Source organism: Cytobacillus sp. OWB-43 (genome assembly GCF_034651445.1).
Lineage (GTDB): Bacteria > Bacillota > Bacilli > Bacillales > Cytobacillaceae > Cytobacillus > Cytobacillus kochii.
Genome location: NZ_JAYEFF010000007.1, coordinates 140603 through 163592 on the forward strand (window position 1 = coordinate 140603; position 22990 = coordinate 163592).

Genomic DNA, 22990 nt, shown 5'->3' on the forward strand with positions numbered 1-22990 from the left:
TAGCTTCAGCTAGAGAGTGACAGCTAGCGAAAACGCTATGCTGAATATCTCCTCATAAGGTAATTTTTGACACGCTAATTTCAAAAAACTATTGCCCCTGAGCAATCTTGGACTATGAGATTATTAGCTATCACAACAGGAATTACCCTTTCATATCTGATAAAAAAAATGGAAGGCCCAATCGCTCCTCCCATTTTAATACAGCCTCATTTTAAGGATTTACTTTCGTTTTGAAGACTTGCTCCCCATCCTTATATTCCAATACAGTAGCTGATTTAATTGGGTTATGATCTTCATCAACTGAAATGATACCCGTTACAAGAGTTAAATCTTTCGTCTCAGATAAGGCATCTTTGATTTTCTTCGCATCACTTGTACTTTCAGCACGCTCCATGGCATCTTTCAACATATATACAGAGTCATAACCTAATGCATTAAAAGCATCCGGGGATGAGCCATTATATTTTTCACCAAACTTTGTTACAAAGGATTGAATTGTCTCGTCTGGATCACCCGAAGAATAATGGTTTGTTATAAATGTGTTATTTAAGGAATCCCCTCCGGCTAATTCAACTAGCTTTGGTGAATCCCAACCGTCAGCACCCATTAGCGGTACGTCAATACCCATTTCACGTCCTTGTTTGACAATAAGTCCTACTTCTTCATAATAACCAGGGATAAAAATAAATTCGGGATTAGCTGATTTAATTCTTGTAAGTGTGGACCTGAAATCAGTATCCTTCGCCACATAAGATTCTTCGGCAACTATTTTCCCACCTGCTGCTTCGAAAGTTTCTTTAAAGGAAGCTGCTAAACCTTTTGCGTAATCACTTGCATTATCAGCATAGATAGCTACATTTTTAACTCCTAATTCATTGGCAGCAAAATTAGCTGCCACTGTTCCTTGGAAAGGATCAATAAACGATGTACGGAATACAAAATCATTTAAGCTTCCATCATCATTCACTGTTACATTCGGACTCGTACCTGAAGGAGAAAGCAATACCGTCTCTGAATTATTAGCCACTTGTGCTTGAGCAACTGTATTTCCACTTGTAGCAGACCCAATAATAGCTACGACATCATCATTTTCCGTTAATTTAATAGCTGCATTGGTTGCTTCTGCTGCATCCGATTTATTATCTACTTTTACAATTTCTATCTCTTTACCGTCGATTCCACCATCTTTATTAATTTCATCCACAGCCAATTCGATTCCTTCAGCAATTCCTTCACCATATGAGGCAACTGCACCAGAAAGTTCTAGGTTGGCACCTATCTTGACAGTATCACCAGACTCACCACCACCTGCACTATCACTACCACAGCCAGCAAGGAAACCTGCAGCTCCTATGGTAGAAGCTAAAAGAACAGCGGTCATTCTCTTTTTAAATAACATAATGATCCCCCTTTTTTTGATTATTCCAACAACTAAGAGCATGGTTCAAATCCCCCATATAAACCCCACAAGAAAAGATACCACACAAAAAAAGTAGACTAAAATAACCAAAATGTAATATTTTTCTGATAATTGCTATAAATCTAAAAATAGTATAGTATCATTTTATTCATCTGTCAAAACAATCTTTGTGAATAATATTAATATTTAGAAATCTATTAATAGTTTAGAGCGTTAAAGGGTTTCTCTTTACTATGTTTTGTTTGTAAAACTCTATCATTATATTCATAAAATAATTAATAGTAGATAGGTATAATGTAGTTCAGTTAATTGTTAATAATTAGCAATTAAAAATAACTAGCTACTTTTATATAAAGTAAAATAACTTTGCTTATGTAGTGATTTTAGACTTGTAGGATAGAAAAAGAGGAATGAACCGACGAGTTCATTCCTCCTTCCTATATTGTTCAAAAGAATTATTATATCATCTTCTCGGTTTTTGTACCGAACATTTTAACAACAAGGAAAATCCCCGCCATCATAACAATCAAAGCAGCTAATGCAATGATTACACTTCCACTTACACCCAAAATGATATAAGAGATGGCCGCAGCAACAGCTGCTGTAAAGGCATAAGGAAACTGTGTAATGACATGGTCAATCAAATTACTCCCTGCACCTGTGGCGGATAAAATAGAAGTATCAGAAATCGGTGAAGCATGATCTCCGAATACTGCACCTCCAAGTACAGCTGCCATTGCAGGAATCAGCAAGGATATATCTGTAGCTACAGCAATATCACCAGCTATTGGAAGAAGAATGCCAAATGATCCCCAAGATGTACCTGTACTAAATGCCATAAGTGCCGCAATAATAAATAGGATAACAGGGATAAAATCATGACTCAGATTCGATTGATTAATAACGCTAGCCAAGTACTCCCCTGTACCTAGTTGACTAATCAAATCTCCGAGTAACCAGGCAAAAATTAAGATCAATACTGATCCAAACATAGATTTCATCCCAACCCATGTAGCTTTCAAATAAAAATTACTCGTTAGTTTATCATCTTTCTTTAATACTTGAGCAAATTGTACGTAAGCAACAGCTAAACTCAATAATCCTCCGACAATTAATGATAAGGCCACATCTGTGTTTTCTAATAAGGATACTAACGACACATTCCCCTCTGCACCATTAATGCCTGTCCAAGCCATCATACTCACTGTTCCAATAAATAAAACAATGATTGGCCAAACAAGATGACCAACAGTCCCTTTCGTACTAATAGGTAATTCTTCTTGAACTTCGTCTTTCAACTGTTTCTTCTTATCAAATAGAATTCCTTGTTCAATAGCTTGTTTCTCATGTTTCTTCATCGGACCAAAGTCAATTTGCCCAACAACTATGATAAACACCATTATGATTGCCGCCCACACATAAAAATTTAACGGAATGATTTGCATGAAAGCAGAGAAAGCACTATAATCAGTTATTTTATGAGACACTAAAATCGAGCCAATTAAGGCGATAATTGATGCTCCCCAACTTGATATAGGCGAAATAACACATAAAGGTGCGGATGTTGAATCAATTAAATATGCAAGCTTTACACGTGATACTTTTTGTCGATCGGTAACAGGTCGAGATACCTGTCCAACTGTTAGCGCATTAAAATAATCATCTATAAACAAAATCATACCTAAAACTACGGTTAATAACTGTGCACCCACTCTCGTTTTCACACGCTTCATTGCCCATTCACCAAAGGCACGACTACCACCCGATAGTGAAATAAATGCAGTAATGCTACCAAGAATAAGTAAGAATAATAGAATGAATATATTCCAAGTATTTAACCCTTCATCTGTTATAAAAAGTGCTATAAACGACGAGAAAAATATTTGTAGCGTATCTAGCGGTTGATATCCTCCAATTATGATAGCTGCTGTTAACGCCCCTAAACCAAGGGAGAGAATCACCCTTTTTGTTAGTATAACCAAAAGCATCGCTACCAAAGGTGGCAGCACAGAAATAAATGTACCTGTCATAAAAAGACCTCCTATTAGTATAGGAGCTATAGACATGAACGAATGCGTCTCATATCAATTAACGATCAGAGAAAGGTATCCTCCACTTTTCTTTGATCCTTAATTGATAATAAAAAAAGAGTAACGATAGAGATTCTATCATTACCCTTCAAGAAGTAACGTTATTCTCCATCACGACTGTAGCTCCCCATTATGGTTAATATACCTCCATAATGACAGTGTTACTCCTATTAAGAGCAACCCCAACAAATAAATATTGACGTACCTATTTGCTTCGGCAAATCTCCCTTTTATCAAAGTTCACTGTTGTCATCCTCACATTGATTACTAATGATGATTTGCGCCTCTACCCCATCGGATTGATAAGGCATTATTCAATTGTTATACATTATATCAAAATATAATTATTTATGCAAAACTCTATCAAAACCTAAAATATTCATAAATTTATTATTTTTAAGATATAGTAGGATACTATAACCTATACCATTCTTAATAGCGCTTCTCTACCGATCATCCCTTTTTTAATGCCTAATTCCTCTGCAGCAAAAGTGACTGATTCAAGTGGTGCATCTATTAGCTGTTGAATCGTTTTTACCCCTACTGCTCTACCAGCAATGACATGGCGATCTTTTAATTTTTCATTTAATAACGCAACGTCTAATGCACCACACATGATATATCCTTTATCATTTGATACGACTAACAAATTAGTTTTTGGCAGCTCAACGGATACAGTCATAAACGTATGACCATCCAAAATAACAGGCTTTAATTCAACCATGACCGTCCCCCCTTCCCTTTAACAATTTATGTTATAGGTAGAGATTCGGTGTACTCATTAGTTAAAATAAACCGAGTTGTTTTGGAGCTAATCCCTCATATTCAATTCCTAATATTTCTAGAATTTCCTTCGCATTATCCGCTGCGTCACCACCAGAATTATTATTAAATAGTACATAGACCTCCTTCGCCTCTTTTTGTAATTGCTTTAATCGCTCTGCCCACTCCAATAATTCCTGGTGATTATAACGGTATAGATAGCGAACTTCACGCCAATTTGGTTGTTTTTTATTTTGCCATCCATGAACATTACGACCGTGCAAGCGGACTAGTACAATTGGATTACCGCAAGTATGCATCACAATTGGAACAGACCCCTCCCCTGCTTGTGGTTCATCACAAACGGTATGTATCCATTTCTCTTCCTTGATAAAATTTAAAGTACCTTCTATAAACGCATCTTGATACCAAGACTGATGACGAAATTCAACAGCACATGGTATTTCTCCCATTTGCTGTTTACACCAGCGTAAATATTGCACGTTTTCCTTTTTACAATTAAACCACGGTGGAAATTGAAATAGGACCATCGCTAACTTATTTTCTCTTATATAAGGGGCAAGCGACGCTTTAAAAGCAGCAAACATTTCTTCCTTTGTCTCAAAAGGAATCTCCCCCCTTTGATGCCCCGTCATCCCCTGATAAGCTTTCACAACAAATTTAAATGAAGCAGGCGTTTCCCTCACCCACTTTTCCCCGTTCCTTTCTGGCTGTACGGCATAAAAGGAAGCGTCTACCTCAACTGTTGGAAAATGAGCGCCATATTCTAATAGTTTATCTCGGTTAGATATACGCTCCGTATATAGGCTGTCATGATCTCCCCATCCAGTTAAACCAATCCTAATCATTCCATCACCTCATCTACCAATAATCTTCATACTGATTATTTTACCTAAAGGATATAACCATAAACAAGAAGGGCAATGAAATAAGTGAAAAAGAATCAGTCAAAACAGAAAAGAAGATTCTTAGAACATTTCATTGGCCCATTTTCTTATTTTGTGATTGTTCATCGGTATCGAAAAAGGAACCCTTACACAGTAATAAGGATAAGCATATAGAAAAAGTAACTTATGGAAATGGTATAAATCAAATATTCGTTTTTTACTATGAGTTAAAAAGAAAAAAAAATAACCCGAACCATTGATCAGATTATTTTTTATTAAACAGGTTAACTCGCTTTGATTTTGTTCGTTTTTTTCAATAAATAAAGTAAGTATGGTGCACCAATTAAAGAAACAATTATTCCAGCAGGTATTTCTTTCGGAGCTAAAACGACTCTTCCAAGAAAATCAGCTGAAATAAGTAAAATCCCGCCAATTACTATGGTTAATGGCAGTAATTGTAGTAGCTTCGGACCGACCAGTTGTCTAGCAATATGTGGAGCTAGTAAACCGATAAACCCAATTGCCCCAACCACTGATACACTGATGCTTGACAACATAACAGCTAGTATAATCATAAACATACGCATTTTACTTGTTTTCACACCTAAACCAATGGATAGTTCATCACTCAATGATAAGATCTCGAATGTATTGGCCATATAGAGAATAACCGGAAATAGTAGTAACGATGTTATCATCACAATTACTAGATCACTCCAGCTTGTCCCATAGGTGCTACCAGCAAGCCATGTTAAAGCTTGTGATGCATGAAGGTTCGCACGTACTAATAAAATCTGTATAATAGCAGAACCTACCGCGGATACAGCAACACCCATTAATAATAGAATCATCGGTTGATAACCGCTCCGCGCACTAATAAACAATACAATTCCCATTGTGATAAGTGCACCAATTAATGCACCAATTGGAATAAGGACAAAGGGGGCTTGTGGAAAAACAATGAGAACCAACATCGCCACTACACTTGCACCTGAAGTCACACCTAAAACAGAAGCGTCAGCAAGTGGGTTTCGTAAAACAGTCTGCATCATTAAACCGCTAGCCGCCATCATCATACCAATTCCGAAGCTGACAACCACTCGAGGCAAGCGAAAATCCCAAACGAAGGTATTATACATCAATTCTCTTGGCAATTCTAAAAGACTAGTGAAACTTGTTCCCCCAAACGAAAGGCTAAACCCTACTAATCCAAGAACGGCGAGAGATATGAGGACATAAAATCTTTTAACATGCTTAATTCGCACTTTCCCCTCTAATGCTCCTCCAGCAGTTCTCGTTTTCCTACTTATCTTTAAGGCTAAATAGACTAACCAAGGTGCTCCTATAATGGCCGTCATTGCTCCTACAGGTAACTCAGACATACTAGATATCATACGAACAAAGATGTCAGCACATATGAGTAAGCCTGCACCGACCACTATATTTCCTATTAGCATGGATCGATGCTTTCTAAATCCCATTAAACGAACAATATGTGGAGCCATAATACCAACAAAGCCAATTGGGCCTACTACTGTAACAGAGACAGCAGCTAATATAATTGCAATGCCCCAACCTATTAATTTACTTATCATCACATTTTGTCCTAATCCTACAGCTACATCTTCCCCCAACAGTAAAGCGTCAAAACGATGACCTATTATAAAGGCAAAAAGAAGAGTGAAGAGAACCCATGGCAAAGCAAATTGAACGCCACTCCAATCAAGCTGTAACAATGTTCCCGCTCCCCATAAAAATAACCCGGACACTTCATTTTCATATAAAAGCTGCAGGGCACTAGTAAATGAAGAAAACAACATTGTTACTATCAATCCAGTTAATGCGATTCTAATAGGATCCAATGCTCTACCTACTAAAAAACTAACAATTAAAGCTGCTATGATTCCTCCAAGCATCGTCACCAAAAATGGAAAGGCACCCTTTATAGAAGGAAAGAAAATGGAAAAAAGAACAACAAAGAAAAATGCTCCTGCATGAATGCCTAGTGTACTTGCACTTGCGAGTGGGTTTCTTGTCATTGTTTGTAATAACATCCCTGCTACGGCAAGTGCAGCTCCAACTAAACAACCAATTAAAAACCTCGGCATTCTACTATAAAGGAGAAAATTCAGTTCCTGCTCATTATCCCATACTTCCATCCAAAAGCTGAGTAAGCCTGTTGAAGCTTGTCCTTGGCTCAAGTGGATGAGACCAAGAATAATAAACAAGAGCACACATACCGCAAATAATAGAAAGGGTTTAACTCTCATAACATTACTTCACTAATGTCTCTTCAACATGATCAACTAAAGTTTCCATAGAAAGAACACTACCAAACGTCCACACACCTGCGCCTACATCGTACATCAAATCATTTTCTACAAAGTATAAAGAATTCCAAGCTTTGTTTCCTTCTAAATTATTAAATAACGGATCATCTTTTTGTACAGTATGAAGAAATATAGCTTCTTCGTACTTAGATACACCCTCTACATTTGTTGTAATAAAACCACTCGGCTGAGGATCTTGGTCCTGTATTTTATTCGTCAATCCTATACCTTCAAGTGTATGGCTCACCGTTGAGTTTTCTGTAAATAATCGAAAGGTCGGGGCTTGATTCGCAGAATAAGCTTGTGTAAAAACAAATTCATTTGTCTTTAATTGAGCTGCAGATATATTCTCTTTCGCTTCTGCCATTTTTTCCTCTAAATGAGCAACTGCCTCGTCAGCCTCTTGTTCTTTACCTACTAGCTTACCTGTCTGCTTTAATGTATGTAACATGTAAGCATATAAGTCTTTTTGAGCTTCCTCTGTAGAACTATCAAAAATCACTACAGGAGCTATTTTTTCAAGGTCCGCTTTAAACTGTTCTTGATATTCCATACCAATAATCACATCGGGCTCTAACTTTGCTATTTCTTCAATATTTGGTTCTGTTCTTAAACCAATATCCACAACACTATCATCTAATTTAGCGTCAATTGTTACCCACTTATTAAACCCCTCTACATCAGCTACTGCAGCTGGTTGTACACCAACAGCTAATAACTCTTCAGCCACGCTCCATTCAAGAGCAACTACTTTCTCCTGAACTCCTTCAAAGCTGCGTTCACCTGACGCATCTTCAATGACAATCGTTTGATTGTTATTATTCTCTTCTCCACTATTACTCTCTTCTTCCTTTTGCATACAACCAGCTAAAATGAGTACAAATAAAAGCATAATAAAATATAATTTCTTCATTAATCAAAGCTCCATTTCCAAAAAAATTAATTATCATAGCAAACTCATTCAAAGTGAAGAAAATTCCGAAATATTAAAAGCTAATCATTTGAGAATTTAATTTGATTTTAACCTTTCAACAATGATAATCATTCTCATTTTAATGTAAAAAATAGCGTTTGGCAATACACTATTTTTATTGCTCACACTACTATTCATTCTTTAATCATTTTAAATGCTCTTATCTTTAATAAAATCGTATATAATCGATATCATATCTTGAATGAACATTTCTTCAATCAAATGACACAATGAAAACGCCCACCTTCATTAAGGTGGGCGTTCGTTCTTATATTATTTACCCTCAGATGTCCCGTTAAGGTCTACGTCTTCCAGTAATTAATTGGAATAATAAAACGACGAGTGCAATAACTAATAATAGGTGGACAAGTCCTCCTGCGACATCAAAGCTAAATCCCAAAATCCATAAAATAATTAAAATACCGATAATCGTCCAGAGCATTTTACATTGTCCTTTCTGTTGTGTATTTGTTCGATACTCTTACATACCCCAGAAAAAAAACACTTAAACCTACAGAACATTTCTCTATGTTTAGAATATATGAGAGGAAGGGAAAATACAGAATAGATATTTCACCTATTAACGGAAGAAGGGATACTATTGGGCACACCTGTCGTTTATGACTTTATTGGCATTGGCTTAGGGCCTTTTAATTTAAGTCTTGCAGCTTTAACTGATCAAGTCAAAGAGATAGATGGATTATTTTTTGAACAAGAAGAGGAGTTTGTATGGCATCCAGGTATGCTTATAGAGGGCACAGATTTACAGACACCCTTTTTAGCTGATTTAGTAACATTTGCCGACCCAACTAGTCCATATACATTTATCAATTATTTACATACTCATGAGCGCTTATATGCGTTCTACTTTTTCAACCAATTCAACATTCCGCGCAAAGAATATAGTGACTATTGTAGTTGGGTAGCCCATCAATTATCACATTGTTATTTCAGCCATCGTGTAACAAATGTGATAGAAACAAAAGATCATCTTTATCAAGTAACTGTAGAGAATCTACTAAAAAAAGAAGTATCCAACTATTTAACAAAGAATCTCATTATCGGAACTGGCAGTATACCAATGGTTCCAAAGGGATTAGATGGAGATTGGCCAAACAATGATATTAGTCACTCAAGTGAGTATTTGTTTCATGAGAAGCAATTGAAAAGTGCGCATTCAGTCACTGTAATCGGTTCTGGTCAAAGTGCATCTGAGATTTTTTACGACTTATTGTTAGATCAGAAAAACCACGATTATGAACTAACATGGTTTACAAGATCTTCAGGCCTTTTTCAAAAAGAAGATGCCAAATTAGGGAAAGAATTTTTCTCGCCTGAATATATTCATTATTTCCATCAACTTGATTTTGACCATCGTCTAGAAGCATTAGATTCTTTAAATCAACTACGGAATGGCATTGACCCCGAAACTTTAAAGAAAATTTATAATCTGCTTTACCATCGTTCTATTAGTGGAGAAAAACTCAATGTAACTATCCAACCCTTAACAGAAGCGAAGAAAATAGAGAAAATAGAGAAGACGTACCATCTACATTGTCAACAATGGCAGCAGGAGAAAAAATTTACTCATCAAACGGAAAAGGTCGTCTTAGCAACTGGTTATAAACCCGCCCTACCGAATTGGTTATCACAATTTGCCGATGAAATTATTTGGGAAGACAATAAACGATTCAAAGTAACGGAAAATTATCAAATTGACTTTAAGAAAAAGAAAACAAATCATATCTATACCTTAACCAATATCGAGCATTCTCACGGGGCTAGTGCAACAAATCTAGGCCTATCTGTTCTAAGAAATCAAAAAATCATCAATTCAATTGTTGGAAAAGAAATATACCCTGAACCAACAAAAACGGTTTTTCAGCAATTTTCACCGAAACACTAGTCAATGTTGAGACAGTCAATAAAGAAACCCTGCAGATGAAAGTCTATTCAGCAGGGTTTCTTTTTTATTTTAGGTTAGCGACAGTGCCACCATCGACTCTTAAATCAGTTCCAGTAATATAACTTGCAGCATCACTCACTAGAAACGCAACGGCTGAAGCAATTTCAGTTGATTCTCCTTCACGCTGCAAAGGTGTTTTTTCTAGTAACATCTTCATTTGCTCAGATTGACTAGCTTCCTGTCTACCCATTGGTGTATTTATCGTACCTGGAGAAACAGAAACAATTCGCGCCCCTTTCTGTCCCCACTTCCATGCTTGGTCTTCTACAATTAATAAAACACCTAATTTCGAAAAGCTATAGGCAGCACCAGAATTCGTTTGATAGAAAGGCTCCATCTTCTTGTGTAAATCTTCAGCTAACGGCGCCTTTAGTATTTCGCTATACGGCCCTTCCTTTGGCACCATATGTCCACTCATTGAGGAAATACAGACGGCAACTGTCCCTTTTTGTGCGATTTCATAGAAGGCATCTAAAATGATACTTGTTCCTTTTAAATTAACATCAACAATTCTTTTCGCATCAGCCATCGTCGGTGATAATCCAGCTGTATTGATGATGGACTTTAACTCACCTAATGAATCAGCCTTTTGCACCAATGCTCGAACATTTTCTTGATCTGTTATATCTACTGTTTGATAATGTACTTGAGCGATTCCTTTGTCATTTAACTCTTGTTGGGTCTGTTTTAATCTCTCTTCATTCACATCGGCGAGCAAATAGATATCTTCCTTGTTTAACGCTTCTGCAATCGCTTTTCCCATGCCACCTGTACCACCAGTTATTACATGAACATTTGTCACTTATGTTCCCCTCCGTTATACTTCAATTTACTATCACTTATAATTGTAAAAAAACAAGCCAATACAAACAAACGACATTTTCACACTAAATGTCCAATTTAAGGAGATGAGGAAGCAATGCTACAAAATACATCTGCGAAAGCTTATATCATCACAGCACTACTAGAGCTATTACATCAAAAGACATTCTCTTCTATAACAGTAAAAGAGATTGTAAAAAGAGCAGGCATTAGTCGCTCTACCTTCTATGTCTATTACTATGATAAATATGATTTGCTTGAGCAACTCTCAAAGGACATTATCAACGAATTTTTAGCCTTTTATCCTCAAGCTAAAAAAATGCACCATCCCCATTTAAAGGTTGAAGAAACAACCAAGGATATATGTAATCATGTCTTTTCTTATCAATCTTTTTATAAAGAACAGTTAAAAAACCCACAATTCATTCACCAATTATCACGAGAACTATCTGCAGCATTAATGCATGTCTATAACCATAAAAGTTACGCCTCCTTTTCTAGCTATGGCACAGTTGGCTTTCTGGCTGAATGGGTATATGACTCTTTTCAAATGACACCTGAGGAAGCTGCTATTGAATTAAGAAAAATAGGGACGACAGATTGGTCAGCTTCACATACAAACATGAAAACGGCGAACTCTAAGGAAAAATGATTATTCCATTAAGGATCTTTATTCTTTGGATATACAAGTCAATTGAATTTCTCTATGCAATAATATAAAAAAAGCAAGGTGAATACTTCCATTAAAGTAACCTTGCTTTTTATTTTATCTTCATTTATTTAACAAAAGTTCCTGCATTTAGTCGTCGTTGCATTTCTTTTACAACGAGGGATGGACGACTTAGTACACCATCAACAACCGTCCCCAAATATATTTGTAACGCTCTTACTGTATGAGGACCCATAAAACCATCAGGATTTGCACCAATCATTCGTTGTAATGCTTTTACCATCGGACTTCCTTGTTTTCCACTAGCAAAGTGAATCGTTCCATCATAGAAGGCATTCGTTACACTATTTTTCGGCTGATTACTGATGATACCATCAACAGGAGTACCAAGTGCTTTTTGTAGTGCTCTCGTTGTTGATTTTCCCCATTTTCCGTCCACATTCAGATTCGCTTTCGGGGCTATTTGTGGCTTCTTCGGCACTCCTTTTTTGATTTTTTCTAATAAAGCAATGTTTTGCGCCGCCGTACCTTGATAATTATTCATCCCATATTGCTTTGCTAATATTGCTCGATTCTTGAAAGATGAGTCGATCCCTTGTGCGTTAAGATAGTCGACAATACTATTTCCATTCTCAACCGGTTTTGGTTTTGGTTTCGGCTGATTAGGACCGGGGGAAGGGGATCCGAAATTTTCCTCTTCCTGCACCCCATCTACTTTATTCAAAAAATCCTCCCATGTAATGCCCTTATAACCCGCGCGCAATTGTGCGGGGCAGTTTTTCCCTGACCAATCGTGATGTTGTTTAATTCTACTCCGATCCAACCCATACTTGTCCATCAACATTTTGACTAATGCTGCTCCATTATTGATTGTCTGTTCATAATCTCCATCGGCATTGATGCACATTTCAATATGAATCGACGCCGTATTCCCCGGACCTCGCCCATCTCCTGCTGCCCAGCACATCACATCATCTTCAAATGACTGAATTACCATGCGATCATCCACTTGGTAGTGCCAACTAGCTTGTCTTGAATTTAAGTTCGACTGTAAATTAGCATGCATCTGTGCATTTGCTCCGATTCCCATATTTCCTGTTTGATGTGGTGTTATATATTGAATTTTGTTCCCTTTACCATAAGAGCGTTGATTAACCACTTCCTGAGATACCAGCTGCTTTATCACATTAACCATATAAAAACACTCTCCTTTCTATAATATATAAGTAAAAAGGACTGCCCGTGTGGACAGCCCTTCATAAAAAATACATATAGAAAGCCTATTTTCTCTATAGAATGGAGGAGTGAAAAGATATAATGATCAATTTACTGATTTGAGTATAAAAGACGCATTTGCTACTCTATTGTTTCAACCGTGTTGTTAATGCAAATGCATTTGGCTTCCCAAAATAGCGTAGTAACCTAAAAACATAATCGACATTCAAAAATTATGACAAAAAACGAACGAGTGGAGAAATTACTTGCATGCATCTCACTTCTGTAGACAATTATGAAAAAGTAGCATGACTGATTAAACCATAAATAACCTCTGACTTAAACTCAAAAAAAGAAGACGAACTAAAAAAGTTCGCCTCATATACTAAAAATAAACGAGAAAATAATCTGAATCGGCACGAACGTATTTTTCCTCTATTACTCCAAACAAAAAACCCTTATATAATAAGGGTTTTAAGCATTTATCCAATTGAACCTTCCATCTCGAACTTGATAAGACGGTTCATTTCAACAGCATATTCCATTGGAAGTTCTTTTGTAAATGGTTCGATGAAGCCCATAACAATCATTTCTGTTGCCTCTTCTTCAGAAATACCTCTGCTCATTAGATAAAATAGTTGTTCTTCAGATACTTTAGATACCTTTGCTTCGTGCTCTAATGAAATATTGTCATTCATGATTTCATTATAAGGGATCGTATCAGAAGTTGACTGATTATCCATAATTAATGTATCACATTCAATATTTGAACGTGCGCCAGTTGCTTTACGTCCAAATTGAACAATTCCACGGTAAGTTACTTTACCACCTTGTTTAGCAATTGATTTAGAGACAATTGTCGAAGATGTATTAGGTGCTAAGTGTAGCATTTTCGCACCTGCATCTTGGTGTTGTCCTTTACCTGCTAATGCGATGGACAATGTCATACCACGAGCGCCTTCACCTTTAAGAATAACGGCTGGATATTTCATCGTTAGTTTGGATCCGATGTTACCATCAATCCATTCCATTGTTGCATTTTCTTCACAAACTGCACGTTTTGTAACGAGGTTAAACACGTTATTTGCCCAGTTTTGAATTGTTGTATAACGGCAATATGCGCCTTTTTTGATGATAATTTCAACTACGGCACTATGCAGTGAATTTGTTGTATAAACAGGTGCTGTACAACCTTCAACATAGTGTACATGTGCGCCTTCATCTACAATGATTAACGTACGCTCGAACTGACCCATATTCTCAGAGTTAATACGGAAGTAAGCTTGTAATGGTGTGTCTACTTTAATTCCTTTAGGAACGTAGATGAATGAACCACCAGACCATACCGCTGAGTTTAATGCAGCGAATTTATTATCTGTCGGTGGGATTACCTTTGCCCAGTGCTCACGGAAAATATCTTCGTTTTCACGTAGGGCAGAATCTGTATCTTTAAAGACAATTCCTTTTGACTCAAGATCCTCTTGCATATTATGGTAAACAACCTCAGATTCGTATTGAGCTGAAACCCCAGCAAGATATTTTTGCTCCGCTTCTGGAATACCTAACTTATCAAAAGTTTGTTTGATTTCTTCAGGTACCTCATCCCAAGAACGCTCTGTTTTCTCAGATGGTTTTACATAATACGTAATCTCATCAAAGTTTAGTGCTGATAGATCGCCACCCCATTGAGGCATTGGCATATTGTAGAAGTGCTCTAAAGATTTTAATCGGAAGTCAAGCATCCATTGAGGCTCTTCCTTCATTTTAGAAATCTCTTGCACGATTTCTTTAGTTAAACCGCGTTTTGACCGGAAAATGGAAATGTCCTTATCGGCAAATCCATACTTGTAATCGCCGATTTCAGGTGCTTTTTTTGCCATTTCGTATTCCTCCATTCTTATGGTTAGAAAAATCCTTCACCATGATTTATTTTAACGTCACAACTCTATGACTACTTAGCTGTATCTTCCTCGTTCATTCCCTTTTCCATCGCCTTCCACGCTAGTGTCGCACACTTAATACGTGCCGGAAATTGGGAAACACCTTGAAGTGCTTCAATATCACCCAAATCGATATCGTCGTCATAATCTTTCCCAAGCATCATATCAGAAAAAATATGAGATAGCTTTACTGCTTCTTCCTTTGTTTTTCCCTTAATCGCCTGTGTCATCATAGATGCCGATGACATTGAGATAGAACAGCCTTCACCTTCAAATTTGGCATCAGCGACTTTCCCATCTTCGAGCTTTAAGGTTAACTGAATTCTATCTCCACAAGTCGGATTATTCATATTAACTGTTAAGCTATCATCTTCAAGCACGCCTTTGTTTCGAGGGTTCTTGTAGTGATCCATAATCACTTGGCGATAGAGGGTATCTAAGTTATTAAAAGACATCGCTGAAATACTCCTTCGTTTTAATAAGCCCTGCTGTAAGCTTATCAATATCTTCTTCTGTGTTATATAAATAGAAGCTTGCTCTAGCTGTTGCTGATTGCTTCAACCATTTCATTAACGGCTGTGCACAATGATGTCCCGCTCTAATAGCGATTCCTTCAGCGTCTAATACCGTTGCCACATCATGCGGGTGAACATCATCTAAATTAAATGTAACAATCCCTGCACGATTTGCTGCTGTTTTTGGACCGAAAATTTTCATGCCTTCTACTTCAGAAAGTCTCTCTAAAGCATAAGCAGCAAGCTTATGTTCATGAGCCTCAATTTGGTCTAAACCAATTTCTTCCAAGAAATCAATCGCTGCACCTAGTCCAATCGCTCCAGCAATGATTGGTGTGCCACCTTCAAACTTCCACGGAAGTTCTTTCCATGTAGACTCATATAAGCCGACAAAATCAATCATTTCGCCACCAAATTCAACTGGCTCCATATTTTCTAAAAGTTGTTTCTTTCCATAAAGAACACCAATACCAGTAGGTCCACACATTTTATGTCCTGAAAAAGCAAGAAAATCACAATCTAGATCTTGCACATCAATTTTTAAATGCGGTGCCCCTTGTGCAGCATCAACAACCATTACAGCTCCATGCTGATGAGCAATTTTGGCAATATCTTTAATAGGATTGATTACACCCAATACGTTAGATACCAGTGTAACAGAAACAATTTTCGTTTGGTCTGTAATTGTAGCGGAAACATCACTCAGAGCAATTGTTCCATCTTCTTGTAATGGTAAATATTTTAATGTTGCACCAGTTTCCTTAGCCACTTGTTGCCAAGGAATAATATTACTATGGTGCTCCATATAGGAGATAACAATCTCATCCCCTTCTGAAAGATTCGCTCTCGCATAGCTTGCAGCCACTTTATTTATACTAGTCGTTGTTCCTCTAGTAAAGATAATTTCTTCAGTGGATTTTGCCCTGATAAACTTGCGGACTTTTTCTCTGGCGCCTTCATAGCCGTCAGTAGCCCTTGTACCTAAAGTGTGTACACCTCTATGAACATTTGAATTATCGTTATGATAATATTTTTGTACCGCTTCAATCACTTGAATTGGTTTTTGTGATGTAGCACCGCTATCTAAATACACTAATGGATGGCCATTGACTTCTTGATTTAGTATTGGAAATAGCTCGCGAATCTCTTTTGCATTCATTATTGAACTTTCCCTTCGATCACAGCTGTTAATTGCTTTTTAACCCCTTCGATAGGAAGAGCATTAACTACTGGAGCAAGGAAGCCATGAATAACAAGGCGTTCTGCTTCTTTTTGTGAAATACCACGACTCATCAAATAATATAATTGTAACGGGTCGACACGACCAACAGAAGCTGCGTGACCAGCTGTTACATCATCTTCATCAATCAATAGAATTGGATTCGCATCTCCACGTGCTTTTTCGCTTAGCATTAATACACGAGATTCTTGTTCTGCATTTGCCTTTGTCGCTCCGTGCTCAATTTTACCAATTCCATTAAAGATGGAAGTAGCTGCATCCTTCATTACACCATGTTTTAAGATGTAACCTTCAGATGCTTTACCAAAGTGTACGATGTTTGTTGTAAAGTTTTGCGTTTGTTTCCCGCGACCTACAACGACTGTTTTCATATCTCCATATGAACCATCGCCGATTAAATTCGTTTTATTATCAGATACTGTATCGCCATCATTCATTAAGCCTAATGCCCATTCAATACGTGCATCTCGGCCAGCAACTCCGCGACGATTCACATATACAGTAGTTCCAGCAGATAAAGTGTCTACCGCTCCATAAGTTACTTTTGCATTTGTATTAGCAACAACTTCGGAAATGATGTTAAAAATGCCTTTGCTTTCTTCCATTGTTGAAATGTAGTTTTCTACATAAGTAACAGAACTATTATCTTCAGCAACCAATAATACATGATTGAACAGGTTTGCTTCTTGATCGTCGTGAATAAATACAGAGTGTAGTGGCTCTTTGATTTCTACATTTTTAGGAATATAGACAAATACGCCACCATTCATCAGTGCAGCATGTAAAGCTGTTAACTTATGTTCGTCAACCTTTACCCCATCTGTCATATAATATTTTTGTAACAGATCTCCGTGCTCTCTAGCAGCAGTAAAGATGTCGGTGAAAATAACACCTTGATCTAGAACTGTCTTTGATAAAGAGATATATGCCGGACGATTATTACGCTGAATATATAAATTTTGGTCAGCTGATTCTAAATTGATTAAGCTTCTTACTTCTTCTGGCAAGTCAGTTAATGAAGAGTAATCTTCACTTCCCACGATATGCTTATCAAATTGAGTGAAATTCCATTTTGAAATATTTGTTTTATCAGGCTTAGGCATTGGAAGATCTTCAGCTTTCTCCAGTGCGTTTACACGGAGATCTGTCATCCATGCAGGCTCGCCCATATCTTTTGAAAAAGAATGTACGTATTCTTTATCAAATGGTAACTTTATTTCTGTTGACATAGTGATCCTCCTAACTCTTACGCTTCTTGCTCAACTGATTCGTCTTCAATACCTAATTCTTTTTTAATCCAGTCATAACCTTCAGCTTCTAGTCTTTGTGCTAATTCTGGTCCACCAGACTTAACGACACGACCTTGCATCATTACATGCACGTGATCAGGCGTGATGTAGTTTAATAGACGTTGGTAGTGAGTAATAATTAAGCAACCAAATTCCTCACCGCGCATTTCGTTAATCCCTTTAGAAACGACTTTCAATGCATCGATATCTAATCCAGAATCAATTTCATCAAGAATCGCAATTTTAGGCTCAATCATCATCATCTGTAGGATTTCATTACGTTTTTTCTCCCCACCAGAGAAGCCTTCGTTTAAGTAACGTTGGGCCATATCTGTATCCATTTCAAGATACTCCATGTTTTTATCCATTTTACGAATGAATTTCATTAGAGAAATCTCTTCGCCTTCTTCTCGACGGCTATTAATTGCGGAACGTAAAAAATCTGCATTTGTTACGCCACTGATTTCACTTGGGTACTGCATTGCTAGGAATAGACCTGCGCGCGCGCGCTCATCTACTTCCATTTCAAGTACATCTTCACCATCTAAAATAATACTTCCTTTTGTTACTTCATATTTCGGATGTCCCATAATTGCGGAAGATAATGTTGATTTACCTGTTCCGTTAGGACCCATAATTGCGTGGATTTCTCCACCCTTTATCTCAAGGTTAACACCTTTTAAAATCTCTTTTCCTTCAATTTCAACATGAAGGTCTTTAATTGTTAATGTAGATGCCATGTTTATACCTCCGTAATAAAAAAGATTTGCACTGTTAAGTCAAATCTCATTTCTAGTTTAATTCTCACTTTATTCTCATTACAATCTTATAACAAATTAAATGTGATATCAACTCTTTGCACATATTAGACGATATTTCCACTATGTATATGTTGTAAACCTATCACCATCCATTATTCTACACTAAATTTAGCGAAAATAACTCATTTTTCTTCTATTTATATATGACTTATTGTTAAGTTCTTTTCTACTTGCATTTATGTCCAAATTAAAATCGGCATAATCATCTTGTTCATAAGCAATTATATAAACAAAAGAAACCAGATTTTTACACAATATATGGTTTCACGCCACCTTAACATTGACGTAATTAAATCTCATTTTCATTTATTATATACAAAAAGAGCCGTCTAACTGACAGCTCTCCTCTTTATTTAAGCATGTGCTTTACGTTCGATATCGGCAACAATTCTTTGACTCTTTAAGTAATCTTTTTCACGCTGTTTTTCTACGCGCATCCTTACATCCTGTCTTTGGCAATACGTTTCATAACCTACTCCATATGCTCCGTGCATGGCCTTTTCCATTTCGCTTGTGTAATTCAGCTGTAGCTGACTAATAATGAATCAATCCTTTCAAATTTTCGCCGTTTAAAGCGTTATAATGATTACAATAAAAATACTACACTATAAACTTACCCGACTCAAACACGATAAAACACGAAAATACGCTTTTTTACTGAATTTATCGTGATTGGTTTTATCCACCTCTTTTATTCATAAATTCATGGGTCAATACTTACAAATATTCACCTTTACTCATACAAAAGTTAGGAATGACTAGTTTGTCTGTGCAAAACACCTCTAATCAACAGTTAAGGTCACCTTTGTAAGATTAAGCAATATACAGAGAATTATTATTTGTTTTTTATTAAGATTTCTATTTTCACTTCTGATATACGATCTAATCGGTTTTTGTTCTGCTATCTTTGCAATTTTCTCTCTCGTGCGCAAGCCGCTTTTATTAGCAATTTTTCGTATCCTTAACCTTAATGAACGCGGAAATCCGATCATGGGGGAAAAGCTTGTACACTTCATTTATTATTTTCTTTCTTAATAATACGAATTTCCCTCACTACTTGTTTCTATCAAACCGAATTTAGGATTCTCCAAAAGCCGTCTAATCTACCTTTATTTGCATCAATTGTACTAGTTAGCCCCTATACATCGCCTTACCAAAAAAAGAAGCCTACAACTAAGTAGACTTCTTTAATAAATTTCTATTATTCAGTAACAGGTACAACTGCACCTTCATATTGTTCTTCAATGAAACTTTGGATTTCTTCAGAGTGTAATACTTCTAGTAGTGCTTTTATTTCTTCTTTGTCTTCATCCCCAGCTCTAACTGCGATTACATTCACATATGGAGAATCACTTTCTTCAAGTGCAATTGCATCTTCCACTGGATTTAAGCCAGCATCAATTGCATAGTTAGAGTTAATTAGAACTGCGTCACCTTCTCCATTATTATATATTTGTGGAAGAAGTGCTGCTTCATACTCCGTATCAAACTTTAGATTTTTCGTATTTTCCTCAATATCATCAATTGTCGCTGTCGTTTTATCGACATCAGCTTTTAGTGTAATCAAACCTTCCTTTTCTAACATTGTCAAAATACGACCATGGTCAGGTACAGAGCTACTCATAATAACTGTTGCTCCTTCTGGAAGATCATCTAAGCTATCATATTCTTGTGAATAAACACCAATTGGCTCGATATGAACACCACCAGCATTAACAAAATCATAATCATTTTCAGCCATTTGAGATTCTAAATAAGGGATATGTTGGAAATAGTTCGCATCAATATCGCCACCCTCTAACGCTTGGTTCGGTACAATATAATCTTGGAACGTTGTGATATCCAGCTCAATTCCTTTTTCTTCTAATAAAGGTTTTGCTTCATTAAGGATTTCAGCATGCGGTACGTTAGATGCCCCAATTTTTAATGTTTTTGTTCCTTCATCAGATCCTTCGCTACCTTCATCTGAAGATCCACAGGCAGCAATAAATAATGCAACAGCTGCAATCATTAAAACAGATAACCATTTTTTCATTTTTTTAGCTCTCCTATCGTTTGTCTAGTTTGGAAGTAATCAAATCACCAATCATTTGGATGATAAACACGATAATTAAGATAATAATCGTTGCAATCCATACAACGTCATATCTACTTCTTTGGAAACCTTCTAAGTAGGCAAGGTTCCCTAATCCTCCTGCACCTATGACACCTGCCATTGCCGTATATCCGACTAGCGCAATCGCTGTAACGGTAATACCCGAAACAAGCGCTGGCATAGATTCAGGGATGAGTACTTTCCATATAATTGTACTTGTTTTTGCACCCATCGATTTAGAGGCTTCAATGACACCTTTATCAATCTCACGTAAGCCAATTTCCACCATTCTTGCATAGAAAGGTGCTGCACCAATAATGAGTGCTGGTAATGCTGCATTTTCACCAATCATTGTCCCTAAAATCATTTTTGTGAAAGGGATTAATAACACAATCAAGATTAAAAACGGAATGGATCGAAAGACATTGACGAATGCCGCAATGATCTTATTAACTAGCTGATTTTGCCATATATTACCTTTAGAGGTTAAGAACAAAAGTAATCCAAGAATAATTCCTAAAATAAACGTGGCTATAACAGAAATACTTGTCATATATAAAGTTTCTTTTGTTGCTTCCCACATTCTTTCCCAATCCACATTTGGTAGCCATTCATTAAGCATGGGAAATCACCTCCACGCCAACCTTCTGCGAATGAATATATTCAATCGCGCGGGTAACCTCATCCGTCTCTCCATCTATATGAATAAATAAGGTACCGTAAGAGCCACTTTGTGTTTGGGATATCTTTCCTTGTAATACATTCACTGTTACATTGTAGTGGCGAATTAAGTTTGTGATTAATGGTTGTTCCGCTGAACCACCTACAAATCCAAGTTGAACAATTTGGCCATTTGGATAAGCACTCAGTAAATGTGTAATCGTTTCCTTCGTTTCTTCCGGTTCGGTCACTTGTTGAACAAATCGCTTCGTAATAGGTTCTTTTGGCTTTTGGAACACATCTAGCACTTCGCCAATTTCAACAATTCTTCCACCTTCCATGACAGCCACACGGTGGCAAATCTTGCGAATGACATGCATTTCATGCGTAATTAACACAATAGTTAACCCTAAACGTTCATTAATATCAACAAGTAAGTCGAGAATACTATCAGTTGTTTGCGGATCTAGAGCACTTGTCGCCTCATCACATAACAGTACTTTAGGATTATTGGCAAGTGCTCTAGCAATACCTACTCGCTGTTTTTGTCCACCGCTTAATTGCGAGGGATAGGCATCCTCTCGACCATCTAGTCCAACCAATTTAATTAATTCATTAACTCTCTCTAGTCGCGCTTTCTTAGGTACACCAGCAATTTCTAATGGAAACGCAATGTTTTCTCGTACTGTTCGAGACCACAATAAATTAAAATGTTGGAAAATCATGCTTATTTCTTGTCTAGCCTTTCTTAAGCTAGCACCTTTTATGCGAGAAACTTCATTCCCAGCTACAGATACAACGCCTTCAGTCGGGATTTCAAGTCCATTTAACATACGAATCAATGTACTTTTACCCGCACCACTGTACCCGATTACACCGAATATTTCACCCTCGTTAATTTCGAGGTTAACATTGTCTACTGCATTTACTTTCCCGTTTTTCGTTGAGAAAATCTTTTTTACATCTTTTATTGAAATCATTTTATACTTCACCTCTTCAATCCAGAAAAACCAACACATTTATAGCATATCCATTGTTTATAAAAAAAGCCTTCCTGCTTATGAGCAGAAAGGCTTGTTATGAAAATTCCTTTCTCTCATCTTTCAAAGCTAATGCTTTGAGTGAATTGGCACCATTTCAATTAAATGACGGTTGCCGGGCTTCAAAGGGCACTTCCCTCCACCTCTCTAAATAAGAGCAAACTATGAATATATTGAATTTTTTTGTGTACCTGTGTAATAGTATCATGTCATTGAAGTAGGTGTCAAATCTGA

20 protein-coding genes and 2 riboswitches are annotated in these 22990 nt (G+C 36.9%); of the genes, 2 read left to right on the forward strand and 18 right to left on the reverse strand.

Annotation, left to right across the window (positions count from 1 at the left end):
• Positions 1-211: 211 nt before the first annotated feature.
• The 7 genes from U9M49_RS19860 to U9M49_RS19890 all read right to left on the reverse strand — a co-directional run bounded on the left by U9M49_RS19860 (position 212) and on the right by U9M49_RS19890 (position 8925).
• Positions 212-1399 carry an ABC transporter substrate-binding protein gene (locus U9M49_RS19860; protein ID WP_095373607.1) on the reverse strand — a complete coding sequence of 396 codons (1188 nt, stop codon included), beginning with the start codon at positions 1397-1399 and terminating at the stop codon, positions 212-214.
• Positions 1400-1878: 479 nt separating this feature from the next.
• A complete protein-coding gene (locus U9M49_RS19865) occupies positions 1879-3450 on the reverse strand; it encodes a Na+/H+ antiporter NhaC family protein (protein WP_095372007.1) in 1572 nt (523 codons plus the stop codon).
• A 172-nt stretch (positions 3451-3622) separates the two neighbouring features.
• Positions 3623-3807, reverse strand: a riboswitch (Lysine riboswitch).
• A gap of 124 nt (positions 3808-3931) precedes the next feature.
• On the reverse strand, positions 3932-4234 hold the full coding sequence (locus tag U9M49_RS19870) for a YunC family protein (protein WP_095372006.1): 303 nt from the start codon (positions 4232-4234) through the stop codon (positions 3932-3934).
• A 61-nt stretch (positions 4235-4295) separates the two neighbouring features.
• A complete protein-coding gene (locus tag U9M49_RS19875; RefSeq protein ID WP_095372005.1) occupies positions 4296-5141 on the reverse strand; it encodes a DUF72 domain-containing protein in 846 nt (281 codons plus the stop codon).
• Between the two features lie 323 nt (positions 5142-5464).
• The gene (locus U9M49_RS19880) at positions 5465-7450 is read right to left on the reverse strand and encodes an iron ABC transporter permease (protein ID WP_322910429.1); all 1986 of its coding nucleotides are present in this window, start codon (positions 7448-7450) and stop codon (positions 5465-5467) included.
• A gap of 4 nt (positions 7451-7454) precedes the next feature.
• On the reverse strand, positions 7455-8423 hold the full coding sequence (locus tag U9M49_RS19885) for an iron-siderophore ABC transporter substrate-binding protein (RefSeq protein ID WP_322910430.1): 969 nt from the start codon (positions 8421-8423) through the stop codon (positions 7455-7457).
• Positions 8424-8778: 355 nt separating this feature from the next.
• Complete coding sequence (locus tag U9M49_RS19890; RefSeq protein WP_157733904.1) at positions 8779-8925, reverse strand: lmo0937 family membrane protein; 147 nt, start codon at positions 8923-8925, stop codon at positions 8779-8781.
• A 159-nt stretch (positions 8926-9084) separates the two neighbouring features.
• Here U9M49_RS19890 and U9M49_RS19895 point away from each other — a divergent pair, with 159 nt between their 5' ends.
• Positions 9085-10389 (forward strand): lysine N(6)-hydroxylase/L-ornithine N(5)-oxygenase family protein, encoded by a 1305-nt coding sequence (locus U9M49_RS19895; RefSeq protein WP_307318387.1) that lies wholly within the window; start codon positions 9085-9087, stop codon positions 10387-10389.
• A gap of 64 nt (positions 10390-10453) precedes the next feature.
• Here the strand turns inward: U9M49_RS19895 and U9M49_RS19900 are convergent, their stop codons facing one another.
• Positions 10454-11251 (reverse strand): SDR family oxidoreductase, encoded by a 798-nt coding sequence (locus tag U9M49_RS19900; RefSeq protein WP_322910431.1) that lies wholly within the window; start codon positions 11249-11251, stop codon positions 10454-10456.
• A 117-nt stretch (positions 11252-11368) separates the two neighbouring features.
• Between U9M49_RS19900 and U9M49_RS19905 the strand changes: the two genes are divergently transcribed.
• A complete protein-coding gene (locus tag U9M49_RS19905; protein ID WP_307318389.1) occupies positions 11369-11923 on the forward strand; it encodes a TetR/AcrR family transcriptional regulator in 555 nt (184 codons plus the stop codon).
• A gap of 124 nt (positions 11924-12047) precedes the next feature.
• On the opposite strand, the gene U9M49_RS19910 is transcribed toward U9M49_RS19905, so the two are convergent.
• The 10 genes from U9M49_RS19910 to U9M49_RS19955 form a co-directional block, all read right to left on the reverse strand.
• Positions 12048-13136: an N-acetylmuramoyl-L-alanine amidase gene (locus tag U9M49_RS19910; RefSeq protein WP_095371999.1), complete on the reverse strand. Its 1089-nt coding sequence runs from the start codon at positions 13134-13136 to the stop codon at positions 12048-12050.
• A gap of 502 nt (positions 13137-13638) precedes the next feature.
• Positions 13639-15036 carry a Fe-S cluster assembly protein SufB gene (gene sufB / locus U9M49_RS19915; protein WP_095371998.1) on the reverse strand — a complete coding sequence of 466 codons (1398 nt, stop codon included), beginning with the start codon at positions 15034-15036 and terminating at the stop codon, positions 13639-13641.
• Between the two features lie 71 nt (positions 15037-15107).
• A complete protein-coding gene (gene sufU / locus U9M49_RS19920; RefSeq protein ID WP_095371997.1) occupies positions 15108-15551 on the reverse strand; it encodes a Fe-S cluster assembly sulfur transfer protein SufU in 444 nt (147 codons plus the stop codon).
• On the reverse strand, positions 15541-16770 hold the full coding sequence (locus U9M49_RS19925; RefSeq protein WP_095371996.1) for a cysteine desulfurase: 1230 nt from the start codon (positions 16768-16770) through the stop codon (positions 15541-15543). Before U9M49_RS19925 ends, sufU begins: the two co-directional genes overlap by 11 nt.
• Complete coding sequence (sufD, locus tag U9M49_RS19930) at positions 16770-18080, reverse strand: Fe-S cluster assembly protein SufD (protein ID WP_095371995.1); 1311 nt, start codon at positions 18078-18080, stop codon at positions 16770-16772. The genes U9M49_RS19925 and sufD overlap by 1 nt, the downstream gene beginning before the upstream one ends.
• 17 nt (positions 18081-18097) lie before the next feature.
• Positions 18098-18880 (reverse strand): Fe-S cluster assembly ATPase SufC, encoded by a 783-nt coding sequence (gene sufC, locus U9M49_RS19935; protein ID WP_095371994.1) that lies wholly within the window; start codon positions 18878-18880, stop codon positions 18098-18100.
• A 434-nt stretch (positions 18881-19314) separates the two neighbouring features.
• Positions 19315-19455, reverse strand: a complete 141-nt coding sequence (locus U9M49_RS19940; protein WP_180316907.1) for a hypothetical protein — start codon at positions 19453-19455, stop codon at positions 19315-19317.
• Between the two features lie 707 nt (positions 19456-20162).
• The gene (locus U9M49_RS19945; RefSeq protein WP_095371993.1) at positions 20163-20996 is read right to left on the reverse strand and encodes a MetQ/NlpA family ABC transporter substrate-binding protein; all 834 of its coding nucleotides are present in this window, start codon (positions 20994-20996) and stop codon (positions 20163-20165) included.
• Positions 20997-21009: 13 nt separating this feature from the next.
• Positions 21010-21678, reverse strand: a complete 669-nt coding sequence (locus U9M49_RS19950) for a methionine ABC transporter permease (protein WP_095371992.1) — start codon at positions 21676-21678, stop codon at positions 21010-21012.
• Positions 21671-22696, reverse strand: coding sequence for a methionine ABC transporter ATP-binding protein (locus U9M49_RS19955; protein WP_307318398.1), 1026 nt, complete (start codon positions 22694-22696; stop codon positions 21671-21673). Before U9M49_RS19955 ends, U9M49_RS19950 begins: the two co-directional genes overlap by 8 nt.
• 113 nt (positions 22697-22809) lie before the next feature.
• A riboswitch (SAM riboswitch) is annotated at positions 22810-22914 on the reverse strand.
• Positions 22915-22990: the final 76 nt, after the last annotated feature.